A 12,799-nucleotide genomic window follows, 5' to 3' on the forward strand; every position below is an offset into this window, starting at 1 on the left:
GGCGGGGCTCAGGCGGACGGCAGCAGGTCGTCGGCGAACGCCCGGTAACGCCCCGCCCGAACGCCGTCGGTGGCGCGGGCGATGTCGGGCGCGAAATAGTGGTCGCTGGCGTAGGGGGCGGCGGCTTCGCGCACGATGGCGAAGACCTGCTCCAGCGCCTGCGAACTGGTCAGGGGGCGGTGAAACTCGATCCCTTGCGCCGCCGCCAGCAGTTCGATGCCCACCACCGTCGCCGCGTTCTCGGCCATGTCCAGCAGACGGCGCGCGCCGTGGGTGGCCATGGAGACGTGATCCTCCTGATTGGCGCTGGTCGGGACCGTGTCCACGCTGCACGGATGGGCCACCATCCGGTTCTCGGCGATCAGGGCGGCGGCCGTGACCTGGGCGATCATGAAACCGGAGTTCAGGCCGCTTTCCTTGACCAGAAAGGCCGGCAGTTCACTCATCTTCGGATCGACCAGGATGGCCGTGCGACGCTCGGACATATTGCCGATCTCGCATAGGGCCATAGCGATCTGATCGGATGCAAAAGCAACGGGTTCTGCGTGGAAGTTGCCGCCCGAGATTACGTCGCCGTCCTCAATGAAGACCAGCGGGTTGTCGGTGACGGCGTTGGCCTCGCGCTCCAGCGTCGCGGCTGCCGTCTTCAGCACGTCCAGTACCGCGCCCATGACCTGAGGCTGACAGCGCAGGGAGTAGGGGTCCTGCACCTTGGCGCAGTCGTCGCGGTGGCTGTCGCGAATGGCCGAACCGTCGATCAGTCGTCGCAAGGCGGCGGCCACGGCGATCTGGCCGGGCTGGCCGCGCAGGGCGTGAATGCGCGGATCGAAGGGGGCGTCGGACCCCTTCAGTGCATCGACCGACAGGGCGCCCGCCGCCAGGCCGGCCGCGAAAACCGCCTCGGCCGCGAACAGGCCCGCCAAGGCCAGCGCCGTCGAACACTGGGTGCCGTTCAACAAGGCCAGACCCTCCTTGGGGCCCAGCGTCAGCGGCGTCAGCCCCGCGCGCGCCAGAGCCGTTTCGGCCTCCAGCGTCTGGCCGTCCACCCGCGCCTCGCCCACGCCGATCAGGATGCAGGACATATGGGCCAGCGGGGCCAGATCGCCGGACGCCCCGACCGATCCCTTGGACGGAATGCAGGGCAGGATGCCGGCGTTGACCAGGGCGACCAACGCCTCCAGCGTCTCGCGCCGGATGCCCGAGGCGCCCCGCGAAAGAGAGGCGATCTTCAGCACCATCAGCAGACGCGTCACCGCATCCGGCAGTAGCGGGCCAACGCCGCAGGCATGGCTCAGAACCAGGTTCTTCTGAAGGGTTTCAAGGTCCTGTGGCGCAATGTTGGTGTTAGCCAAGAGGCCGAATCCGGTATTCACCCCATAGACGGTGCGCCCCTCGGCCACGATCGCCGCCACCGTCGCCGCGCCCCTTTCCACATCGGTCCAGGCGGGGTGCGTGATGGAAACCGTCACGGGGCCGTCCAGCACGGCGCGAAGCTGGGCCAGGGTCAGGGGCGCCTCGCAGATGGTCAGGGTGGTCATCGTCAGGCCTTCAGGCTGGGCAGGTTCAGTTCGTGTTCGCGGGCTGCGTTGCGCGCGATCTCGTACCCCGCATCGGCATGACGCATCACGCCGGTGGCCGGGTCGTTCCACAAGACGCGCTCCAGCCGCATGGCCGCTTCCGGCGTGCCGTCGGCGACGATGACGACGCCCGAGTGCTGGGAATACCCCATGCCGACCCCGCCACCGTGGTGCAGAGACACCCATGACGCGCCCGAGGCCGTATTCAGCAGGGCGTTCAGCAGAGGCCAGTCGCTGATTGCGTCCGACCCGTCCATCATCGCCTCCGTCTCCCGGTTGGGGCTGGCGACCGAGCCGGAATCCAGATGGTCGCGGCCGATGACGATGGGGCCGGACAGTTCGCCGGACGCCACCATCTCGTTGAACATCAGGCCCGCGCGATGGCGGTCCCCCAGGCCGATCCAGCAGATGCGAGCGGGCAGGCCCTGGAAGGCGATCCGCTCGCCCGCCATGTCCAGCCAGCGGTGCAGTCCTGTATTGTCGGGAAACAGACGCTTCATCGCCGCGTCGGTCTTTCGGATATCTTCCGGGTCGCCGGTCAGGGCTGCCCAGCGGAACGGGCCGATCCCCCGGCAGAACAGCGGGCGGATATAGGCGGGCACGAAGCCGGGGAAGTCGAAGGCGTTCTTCAGTCCTTCGTCGAAGGCGACCTGACGGATATTGTTGCCGTAATCGACGACCGGAACGCCCGCCGCCTGGAAACCCAGCATGGCCTGAACATGGGCGACGATGGACTTGCGCGCGGCCGCCGCCACCGCGGCCGGGTCGCTGACCCGCCGATCCTCCCATTGCGCGATCGTCCAGCCGGACGGCAGATAGCCGTTGACCAGATCGTGGGCGCTGGTCTGGTCGGTCACCAAATCCGGGCTTGCGCCGCGCCGCACCAGTTCAGGCAGCACATCGGCTGCGTTGCCCAACAGCCCGACCGATATCGGTTTCCCGGTTTCCTTGGCTGTCTCGATCATGGCCAAAGCCTCGTCCAAAGTCTCGGCCATGACGTCCAGATAGCGGGTCTTCAGCCGCATCTCGATCCGGCTGCGCTGGCATTCGACCGCGAGGCACGAGGCGCCGGCCATGGTCGCCGCCAGGGTCTGGGCGCCGCCCATGCCGCCCAGGCCTGCCGTCAAGATCCACTTGCCCGACCAGTCGCCGCCGTGATGCTGGCGTCCGGCCTCCATGAAGGTCTCGTAGGTGCCCTGCACGATGCCTTGCGTGCCGATGTAGATCCAAGACCCGGCCGTCATCTGACCGTACATCATCAGCCCCTTGCGATCGAGTTCGCCGAAATGCTCCCAGGTCGCCCACTTCGGCACCAGGTTGGAGTTGGCGATCAGCACCCGCGGCGCATCGGCATGGGTTCGGAACACGCCAACGGGCTTGCCTGACTGCACCAGCAGGGTCTCGTCCGCCTCCAGCGCGCGCAGGGTCTCCACGATGCGGTCGAAGGCGGCCCAGTCGCGCGCCGCCTTGCCGATGCCGCCATAGACGACCAGGTCCTGGGGCCGCTCGGCGACCTCCGGGTCCAGATTGTTCATCAGCATCCGCAGGGCGGCCTCAGCGGCCCAGGTCTTGGCGGTCATCTCCGGCCCGCGCGGACTGCGGACGATGCGGGTGTTCGGCGTGTTCATCTCTGGCTTTCCGCAAAGGCGATGCAGGCGCCGAGCACGCGGCGCAGATGGTCCCGCATCGGCTCCGCGCGTTCCGGCCGATAGGGGCTGGGCCAGTTGTCGGGCGACAATGGCCCGGCGGGATCGGCCATATAGCCCCGGTCGGCCAACTCCATCTGGATGGCGTGCATCCCCAGGCTCGGTCGTCCGTAATGGCGCGTGGTCCAGCCGCCCTTGAATCGGCCGTTGACGACCAGGCTGAAGCCGCTGATCGCGCAGGCGGCCTCGACGCCCTGAGTCAGTTCCGGCGCGCATGTCGATCCGTCGTTGTCGCCGATATTGAACTGAGGCAGTTCGCCCTCGAACAGGCGCGGCACGACCGAACGGATCGAATGGGCGTCATAGAGGACGACGGGGCCGCTCGCGCGCAGCCGATCCAACTGCCCCCGCAGCGCGGCATGATAGGGATCGAACCAGGCCGCCCGTCGCATTGCGATTTCGTCGGCGTCAGGGGCCTGGCCGTTGCGATACAGCGGTTCGCCGTCGAAGGTCTCGGTTGGGCAAAGGCCCGTCGTCGTCATGCCGGGATAGAGTGAGGCGCCGGAGGGATCGCGGTTCACGTCGATGACGCTGCGTGAAATCGCCGTCCGCACCATCGTCGCGCCCATGTCGGCCGCGAAGTCATAGAGCCGATCGACCCACCAGTCCGCGTCCTTACGCGCCAGCCAGGGCGAGGTCATTCGCGCCTCGATCTCGGGCGGAATATCGATCCCGGTGTGCGGCAGGCCGATCACCAGCGGCGCCGAACCCTCGTGGATGGTCAGCCAGTCCTTCATCCGCTCCAGCCTCCCTCGCCAAATCGATCCGTCGTGGTATGTCTAGACATATTGATCGTAGAGATGCGGACCTGTCCAGTGACCCCTGAAGCGCACCCTGTGGATCGCAGCCTCTGGTTCCAGGCCGCCCTGCTGCCGGACGGCTGGGCGAAAGCGGTGCGGATCGGGCTGGCGGGCGGGCGGATCGCCAGGGTCGAAACCGGCGTGGCGCGCCAGCCGGCGGACACGGGCGGCGGCGTCGCTCTGCCCGGCATGACCAATCTGCACAGCCACGCCTTCCAGCGGGCGATGGCGGGCCTGACCGAGGCGCGTGGGCCTTCTGACGACGATTTCTGGACCTGGCGCGCGCTGATGTATCGCTTTCTGGACCGCGGCGGGCCTGAGGAGATCGAGGCCATCACCGCCTTGGCCTTCTTGGAGATGCTGGAAGGCGGCTTCACCCGCGTGTGCGAGTTTCATTATCTGCACAACGATCCGTCGGGCGCGCCCTATGGCGATATCGCCGAGATCGCCGGCCGGATCGTTGCGGCGGCCCGGACGACGGGGATCGGCCTGACCCTGCTGCCGGTCTTCTACGCCCACGCCGGGTTCGGCGGCCAACCGCCCGCGCACGGCCAGCGGCGGTTTCTCACCGATCTGGACGGGTTTTCCGATTTGGTTGGCCGTTGCCACGTTTTGACCGCCGACATGGAGGGCGCCGTGGTGGGTGTGGCGCCCCACAGTCTGCGTGCAGTCGCGCCGGACGAACTTACGGCGATGCCGGGCTTGGCGAGCGATGGGCCGATCCATATTCATGTGGCCGAACAGACCAAGGAGGTTCAGGACTGCCTGGACTGGTCGGGCGCACGTCCGGTCGAATGGCTTCTGGCCAATGCGCCCGTGGATCCGCGCTGGTGCCTGATCCATTCGACCCATGTGACCCAGGTGGAATGGCGCGGGATCATGGATCGGCATGCCGTGGTCGGCCTGTGTCCCATCACAGAGGCCAATCTTGGCGACGGCGTCTTTCCCGCCGTCGATTTCACTCAAGGAGGCGGGCGGTTTGGTGTCGGCACGGATTCCAACGTCCAGATCGGCGTGTCCGACGAGCTGCGGATGCTCGAATACAGCCAGAGGCTGGCGCGACGGGGTCGCGGGGTCATGGCCGACCCGCGACGCTCGACGGGGCGCGCCCTCTATGACCGTGCTCTGGCGGGCGGGGCGCAGGCGGGGGGCGTCAAGTCCGGTCTGATCGCGGGCGCCTGGGCCGATATCGTGTCGTTGGATGTGGACGGGGTCGCCTTCGTCGGGCGCGACGGCGATGCGGTTCTGGACAGCTGGATTTTCGGCGCGCCGCGATCCGGCGCGATCCGCTCGGTCTGGCGGGCGGGACGCGAGGTGGTGAAGAACGGCCGCCATATCGCTCGCGACGCGGTTCAGAGCCGGTACCGCCAGGCCCTGCTGCGGATCTTGGGCGAGGCGGCGGCATGACGCTGCACCAACGCATCTATGCCGACCTGGAGCGCCGCATCCTGTCCGGCGATCTGTCGCCCGGCGACCGGATTCCGTTCGAGCATGAGTTGACCGAAACCTACGACTGCTCGCGCATGACGGTCTCCAAGGCGATCTCCGAACTGGCGGGGCGCGGGCTGGTGACGCGCCGCCGCCGCGCTGGCACCTTCGTCGCCCAGCCCAAGGCCCATGCCGCCGTATTGGCCATTCCTGATCTGCAGGCCGAGGTCGCGGCGCGCGGTCAGGCCTATGGCTATGCGCTGCTGGATCGGGTGGAGCGGAACGCCCGGGACGACGACGAAGGGGAACTGGCCGCTGGCGGGCGTCTTCTGGACCTGACGTGCCTTCACAGCGCGGACGGGGCGCCTCTGGCGTTGGAGCATCGGCTGATCGCGCTCGCCGCTGCGCCACAGGCTGTCGACGTTGATTTTCAGACGCTTTCGCCCGGCAGTTGGCTGCTGAAGTCACAGCCCTGGACCGAGGCGGAGAACCGCATTTCCGCCATCGAGGCCGACGCCATGGCCGCGCGCCTGTTGGGCCTGAAGCCCGGCGCCGCCTGCCTGTGCGTCGAGCGACGGACATGGCGGGACGGGCAGGGGGTGACGCGCGTATGGCAGACCTTTCCCGGCGACCGCTACGATCTGGTCGCCCGCTTTTCGCCTGCGCACATGAAGGACATCCGCCGATGAAGGCCGACCGCCTGCTGATCGACTGTCATGTCGCGACCATGGTCGAGGGCGGACCTCCCTATGGCGCGGTGACCGATGCGGCGGTTGCGATCGCGGATGGACGCATCGCCTGGGTCGGGCCGCGCGCCGACCTCCCGGCCATTGACGCCGCACAGACCGACCGCCTGGATGGACGCTGGGTCACGCCGGGACTGATCGACTGTCACACCCATCTGGTGTTCGGCGGGGATCGTTCGGGCGAGTTCGAACAAAGGCTGGGGGGGGCCAGCTATGAGCAGATCGCCCGCGCAGGCGGGGGCATCGCCTCTTCGGTCAAGGCGACGCGGGTGGCGACGGAAGACGATCTGTTCGTCTCGGCCATGCGCCGCCTGGCGGGCCTGAAGGCGTCCGGCGTGACCACCGTCGAGATCAAGTCCGGCTATGGCCTGGATCGCGACACTGAGCTGAAGATGCTGCGCGTCGCCCGCCGGATCGGGCGCGAAGGCGGGGTGCGTGTTCGCACCACCTATCTGGGCCTGCACGCTGTGCCGCCCGAATATCGCGACGACCGCGCCGCCTATGTCGACCTGGCCATCGGCGACATCTTGCCGGCCGCCCATGCGCTGGGTCTGGTCGACGCGGTGGACGCCTATTGCGAGCCCATCGCCTTTTCCATCCAAGAGGTCTCGCGGCTGTTCGACAAGGCGTGCGACCTGGGCCTGCCGGTAAAGCTGCATGCCGACCAGTTGTCGGACGGCGGCGGGGCGGCTTTGGCCGCGCGTCATCGGGCGTTGTCGGCGGATCACATTGAACACGCGACGAAAGAGGGCGTCGCCGCCATGGCCGCCGCCGGCGTCGTCGCGGTCCTGCTGCCCGGCGCCTACCTGATGCTGCGCGAGACCCAGGCGCCGCCGGTCGATCTGCTGCGCCGCCATGGCGTGCGAATGGCCGTCGCCACGGATTGCAACCCTGGCACCTCGCCCGTCGCCTCCATGACCGCCGCCATGACCCTAGCCTGCGTCCAGTTCCGCCTGACCCCTGAGGAGTCTTTGGCCGGGGCGACGCGAGAGGCCGCCCGAGCGCTCGGGATGCTGCAAGAGGCGGGAACGGTGGAATCGGGCAAGGCGGCCGACTTGTCGGTTTGGGACGTCTCCGGCCCGGCCGAACTTTGCTACTGGCTTGGCAAGCCGTTGCTGAACCAGCGCTATCTCAAGGGAAATCGCGTTTAGGTTGCGCTGTGCGTGAGGATAACCATAGATTGTCTGTATGCTCGCAGAACAATCGAACGATGTGGACGCCTTCATCGCGCACTGGTCCGCCGCCCCCATCAGCGAGCGCGCGCACTATCAAACCTTCATCATCCAGCTTTGCCGCCTGATCGGCGCGCCAGCCCCGGACGATGAGCGCGCCGGCGATCTGGACTACTGTTTCGAGCGCCCGATCCAGTTCCTTCACGACAACGGACTGACCACGACGGGCTGGATCGATTGCGCCAAGCGTGGCTGCTTCGTTCTCGAGGCCAAGCAGTCGCGCAAACGCCGAGACGGGGGACCGCTGGATCCCGCCGCCCAACTGGCGCTCCTTTCGAAGCCGGCCGCCAGGTCTCGCGCGCCGTCGCAGGAGGCGCTGGACCGCGTCATGCGTATCGCCAAACGCCAGGCCGAAAACTACGCCAAGGCGCTGGACGAATGGCCGCCTTTCCTGATCACCGTCGACGTCGGGCGCTCGATCGAGCTGTGGTCCGATTTTGCGAGACAGGGCAAGATCTACGCGCCGTTTCCCGACCGGGCTGGCCACCGCATCACCTTGGAACACTTGCGCTCGCCTGACGTGCGCGAGCGGCTGCGTCGAGTCTGGACCGATCCTATGTCGCTGGACCCCGCCGCGCGATCCGCGGAGGTTACGACGGACATCGCGACCTCGCTCGCCTGGCTGGTCAAGTCGATCAACAACCGCCGCCAGTTCGGGCTCGGGCGGGTGGAGCGCACGGCCCAGGCCGCCAAGACCGCCCGGTTCGTCATGCAGTGCATCTTCGCCATGTTCGCCGACAGTGTGAAACTGATAACCCACCGCAGCTTCCTGGACCTGCTCCAAAGCCACAGGGGAACGGCCGACCGCTTTCATGAGGGCGCGCGCGACCTGTTCATCACGATGGAAAAGGGCGGCTATTGTGTCGCCACGCGCCAGACTGTGCCGTGGTTCAACGGCGGGCTGTACAAGACGGTAGAAACGCTTCCGATCACAGAGGATGAACTGGCGGCGCTGATCGCGGCGGCGAAATGCGACTGGACCGATGTGGAACCGGCCATATTCGGAACACTGCTGGAACAGGCGCTCGACCCGGCTGAACGCGCGGAGCTTGGCGCCCACTACACGCCGCGCGCCTTTGTCGAGCGGCTGGTCGAGCCCACGATCATGGAGCCGTTACGGGCGGACTGGGAGGCCGTGGAGGCCGAGGCGGTCGCCGATTTCGTCCAGGGCGACACCATGAAGGCGCGCCGCCGGCTTCACGCTTTTCATGCGCAGCTTTGCAAGACGCGCGTTCTGGATCCGGCCTGCGGCACCGGCAACTTCCTCTATGTCGCCATGCGGATGATGAAGGAGCTGGAAGAGGAGGTGTTCGGCACGCTCGGCGAAATGGGCGAACACCAGGGCGTTCTGGCCTTCCAGGGCCAGGTCGTCAGCCCGGAGCAGTTCTATGGCATAGAGAAGAACGCCAACGCCGCCTGGATCGCGGAGATGGTGATGTGGATCGGCTATCTGCAATGGTATTTCAAGGCGACCGGCGGCTCCTCGCCGTCCGAGCCGATTTTGAAGAATTTTCGCACGATCCGGCATGCCGACGCCTTGCTGGACTATGCCCGCGTTGAGGCGGCGCCGGTCCAGGCAGCGGGCGTGCGAGAGGCCGAGACCTACGTCGATCCGCGCCCGACGCCCTGGCCGTCCGTGCATTTCATCGTCGGTAATCCGCCCTTCATCGGCGGCAAGGGTCTGAGACGCGAACTGGGCGACGGCTATGTGGACGCTTTGGCGACGATCAGAGGCGGGCGGTTCCTGTCGGCGGACTTCGTGACCGCCTGGTGGGATCGCGCGGCTGAAATCCTGACGCAGCCGGGGTCGATCCTGCGCCGGTTCGGGTTCATCACCACCAACTCGATCACCCAGACCTTTTCGCGCCGCGTGCTGGAGCACCATCTGCGCGCTACGCCGCCCATCAGGCTGGTCTTCGCCATTCCAGATCATCCGTGGGTCAGGGGCGCAGGATGCGCCGACGTCAGGATCGCCATGTCCGTCGCCGAGCGGGGCGAGCCGGATGGCCACGGCCGGTGGCTGCGACCTGTCGATCCCGACGCCGTGACGTTTGAGGAACGGCACGGCGACATCGGCGCCGACCTGATGCTGGACAGTCGTTTGGCGCAGGTCCGCCCGCTCAAGGCCAACGCCTGCCTGGCCTATCGCGGCGTTCAGCTGATGGGCGCGGGATTTCAGGTCACGCCTGAACGAGCAAAGGCGCTGCTGGCCGGTTCGGACGCGGATGCGCCGTCTCCGGTTCGGGATTATCGCAACGGTCGCGATCTGGCGGATCGGCCCAGGGGCGTGCAGGTCATCGACTTCTTCGGTTGGGACGAGGGCGAGGCCAGGCGTCGCCACCCTTTGCTGTTCCAGCATCTGATTGAGGCGGTGAAGCCGGAACGGGATCGAAACAATCGCGCGTCATACCGCGAGAACTGGTGGATTTTCGGCGAACCCCGGCGCGACCTTCGCGCCGCGCTGCAGGGCTTGAGCCGCTACATCGTCACGGTCGAGACGGCCAAACATCGCTGGTTCCGGTTCCTGGACGCATCCGTCCTGCCGGACAACAAGCTGGTGGTGATCGCCAGCGATGATCCGGCGGTTCTGGGCGTGTTGTCGTCGCGTCACCACCGCGCCTGGTTCGCCGCCAACGCCGGGCGAATTGGCGAGTACGAGCGCGAGGCGGTCTATGTGAAGGGCGTCTGCTTCGACGCCTTTCCCTTGCCTGATTTGACCGGAGCGGCGGCCGCAGAGATCGCCGTGCTGGCTGAAGAGTTGGATGCCCTGAGAGCATCCGTTCTTAGCGCCAGCCCGGTTCGTACCATGACCGGCCTCTACAACGACCGGGCGCGCATAGGGCAGGGCGACGCCCTGACCGAGGTCGAGCGGGAGGCTCAGGAGTCTGCGCGCATCGGTCTGATCGACCATCTGCACCAGCGTCTCGATCAGCAGGTGTCGCGCGCCTATGGCTGGCCGGACGATCTGACAGACGCTCAGATCGTGGATCGCCTGATCGGTTTGAACCACGCCCGCGCCGAACAGGAGGCGGCGGGCGAGGTCGCCTTTGTTCGGCCGGTCTATCAGGTGGACAAGGTCCGACAATCCAAAGCGACCAAGCCCGTACAACCGACGCTGCCGACCTCTCGCGAAAAGGTCTTGCTGCCCGAAGAACCCGGCGTCCTGGCGTCCAGCCTCTTGGCCATTCTGCGAAAGGAGGGGGCGCCCATGTCGCCGGGTGATCTGGTCGACGAGTTCGAAGGTAGTCGGCCGCGCGCCAGGCGGCTGATCAGCCATACGTTGAAGGTGCTGGCGGTCGCAGGCTCGGTTCAACTGACCGATGTCGGCTGGTTCGCGCCCCGGCGGATGCCGACCTAGACCTCGGCGAGGCCGATGACCTTCATCAGGGCGTCGCGGATGGCGGCTTCGGTGAAGGGTTTCTGCACGGTGGGCTGGCCGCGCCATTCGTCGGGCAGGCCGCCCTCGCCATAGCCGGTTGAGAAGACGAACGGCACGCCGCGCGCCTTCAGCGCCTCGGCGACCGGGAAGATCTGCTGGCCGGCGACATTCACGTCCAGAAGCGCGGCGTCCAACCCTTCGGCGTCGCGCACCAGGGCAAGACCCTCGTCAATAGTGGAGGCGGGGCCGACCGGCACGCATTCCATGTCTTCCAGAATGGTCTCGATCAGCATGGCGACAAGCGATTCGTCTTCCACGATCAGGACGCGGCGGCCGGTCAGGGGCTGGGTCATTTTGCGGCGGTCCTGTCGAGCGGAATCGTAAGCTCTGCAATCAATCCTTCAGGGGCGTAGACCAGATCGATCTCTCCCGCCAGATCATGGCGAATGTTTCGTTCAATCAAGCGACTACCAAAGCCTCTTCTGTCCGGTACCGTAACTTTCGGCCCGCCCATTTCGCGCCAGGTCAGGCGTAGTTTGCGATCGCGTTGATCGGCCAGCGCCCAATCGATCAGCACCCGTCCCTCAGGTGTATGCAAGGCCCCGTATTTGGCGGCGTTGGTCGCCAACTCATGAAAGATCATGCCGAGCGACAGAACCACCGACGGCTCCAGAGACACAGGCGGACCGATCAGACTGATCCGTGTCGGACCATAGGCTTCGGTTTCATGCTGCAGGATAGCGCGCAGGTCGGCGCCTTCCCAATGGCTTCGGGTCAGGAGATTGTGGGTGTGGGACAGGGACATGATCCGCGACTGGAAGGTCTCGGCGAACCCGGCTGGATCGGTATTTGACCGAGCGGTCTGGATGGCGATGGACTGGACCGTGGCCAGGGTGTTCTTCACCCGGTGGTTCAGTTCGTCGATCATCAGCTTCTGGCGCTGGGCGGCCAGGACATTGGCGGTGACGTCGTGGCCTTGCACGAAGATGCCGACGACCACCCCTGATCCGTCCCGGATCGGCTGATAGATGAAGTTCAGATAGACCGTCTCCAGCGGACCATCGGGCGTGCGTTGCAGGCGAGCGGCGCTTTCGCGGCCCTCGTAGGGTTCGCCCGTGACGAAGACGCTGTCCAGCAGGTCGAAGAAGCCCTGACCGTCCAATTCGGGCAGGGCCTCGCGCACCGGCTTTCCAGCGATGTCGCGATGGCCGATCAATTGGCCATAGGCGTCGTTGTGCATCTGGAACCGATGATCCGGGCCGGACAGAATGACCACGAAACCCGGCGCCTGCATGAACATTTCGACCAGGCGATTGCGTTCGCCTTCAAGGCGGCGATTGTCCTCCTGCACCGACTGGGCGCGGCGAAGGACCGAGCCGCCTACGATGGCGTCCAGAGCCGTGGTTGGTTCTTCCGGCCTGATCTCAGGCGACAGGTCGGTGACGTCGCTGGTGTGCTGCAGGAGCAGCTCGACCTCTCCGGCCGCATTCAGCACAGGCGTGTGCGTCGCGCTCCACACCCGTTCGACGAAGCCAACACTCCCATCGGCCAGCGTCTTTTCGACCGAGAAGCGGACGACCGCCAGATGGTCGCGCTGACGTGTATCGCGCGCCTTTTCCAGCGAATCGCGCACCTGGCGCACGTTTTCCGGTGCGTCAGACCCTGGCCCGGAATCGAAGGCGGCGAACAGCGGCTGGCCCACGATGTCCTGTCGCCGCCCCCCTGTCACATCCTCGTAGGCGCGATTGACGGCGACGATCCGCAAATCCGGCGTCAACAGCACATAGGGATTGGGCGAGCTTTCGAACGCCGCGCCCAGGGCCGCAGTCTGGGCGGCCGTCAGGCTGTCTGATGTCTTCGGATCGTTCAACGCCTACCCCGCTAGCTTGGCGATAACGCACGATGCGTGAAACGGTTCGATAGAGAGATTT

General features: G+C 66.4%; 9 protein-coding genes. 4 read left to right on the top strand and 5 right to left on the bottom strand.

The window, feature by feature from the left end; translation table 11 throughout:
- Positions 1-8: 8 nt before the first annotated feature.
- Genes hutH through hutG form a run of 3 tightly spaced genes read right to left on the bottom strand, consistent with a single transcriptional unit; the run spans position 9 to position 4,020 of the window.
- The gene (gene hutH / locus KZX42_RS00565) at positions 9-1,538 is read right to left on the bottom strand and encodes a histidine ammonia-lyase (RefSeq protein WP_248116105.1); all 1,530 of its coding nucleotides are present in this window, start codon (positions 1,536-1,538) and stop codon (positions 9-11) included.
- Between the two features lie 2 nt (positions 1,539-1,540).
- Positions 1,541-3,205 carry a urocanate hydratase gene (gene hutU, locus KZX42_RS00570; RefSeq protein ID WP_248116107.1) on the bottom strand — a complete coding sequence of 555 codons (1,665 nt, stop codon included), beginning with the start codon at positions 3,203-3,205 and terminating at the stop codon, positions 1,541-1,543.
- Positions 3,202-4,020, bottom strand: coding sequence for an N-formylglutamate deformylase (gene hutG / locus KZX42_RS00575; RefSeq protein ID WP_248116109.1), 819 nt, complete (start codon positions 4,018-4,020; stop codon positions 3,202-3,204). The genes hutU and hutG overlap by 4 nt, the downstream gene beginning before the upstream one ends.
- A gap of 78 nt (positions 4,021-4,098) precedes the next feature.
- On the opposite strand from hutG, the gene KZX42_RS00580 reads away from it, so the two are divergent.
- Genes KZX42_RS00580 through KZX42_RS00595 form a run of 4 tightly spaced genes read left to right on the top strand, consistent with a single transcriptional unit; the run spans position 4,099 to position 10,847 of the window.
- On the top strand, positions 4,099-5,490 hold the full coding sequence (locus tag KZX42_RS00580) for a formimidoylglutamate deiminase (protein WP_248116111.1): 1,392 nt from the start codon (positions 4,099-4,101) through the stop codon (positions 5,488-5,490).
- Entirely contained in the window at positions 5,487-6,200 is a 714-nt protein-coding gene (gene hutC / locus KZX42_RS00585; protein ID WP_248116113.1) for a histidine utilization repressor, read from the top strand. Before KZX42_RS00580 ends, hutC begins: the two co-directional genes overlap by 4 nt.
- Positions 6,197-7,408 (top strand): imidazolonepropionase, encoded by a 1,212-nt coding sequence (gene hutI, locus KZX42_RS00590; protein WP_248116115.1) that lies wholly within the window; start codon positions 6,197-6,199, stop codon positions 7,406-7,408. The genes hutC and hutI overlap by 4 nt, the downstream gene beginning before the upstream one ends.
- Before the next feature lie 37 nt (positions 7,409-7,445).
- Positions 7,446-10,847 (top strand): SAM-dependent methyltransferase, encoded by a 3,402-nt coding sequence (locus tag KZX42_RS00595; protein ID WP_248116116.1) that lies wholly within the window; start codon positions 7,446-7,448, stop codon positions 10,845-10,847.
- Here KZX42_RS00595 and KZX42_RS00600 read toward each other — a convergent pair.
- Both KZX42_RS00600 and KZX42_RS00605 read right to left on the bottom strand, forming a co-directional pair.
- The gene (locus KZX42_RS00600; RefSeq protein WP_248116118.1) at positions 10,844-11,221 is read right to left on the bottom strand and encodes a response regulator; all 378 of its coding nucleotides are present in this window, start codon (positions 11,219-11,221) and stop codon (positions 10,844-10,846) included. The two genes, KZX42_RS00595 and KZX42_RS00600, sit on opposite strands and share 4 nt — an antisense overlap.
- A complete protein-coding gene (locus tag KZX42_RS00605; RefSeq protein ID WP_248116120.1) occupies positions 11,218-12,738 on the bottom strand; it encodes an HWE histidine kinase domain-containing protein in 1,521 nt (506 codons plus the stop codon). Before KZX42_RS00605 ends, KZX42_RS00600 begins: the two co-directional genes overlap by 4 nt.
- Positions 12,739-12,799 lie beyond the last annotated feature (61 nt).

Source organism: Brevundimonas sp. EYE_349 (genome assembly GCF_023147505.1).
Lineage (GTDB): Bacteria > Pseudomonadota > Alphaproteobacteria > Caulobacterales > Caulobacteraceae > Brevundimonas.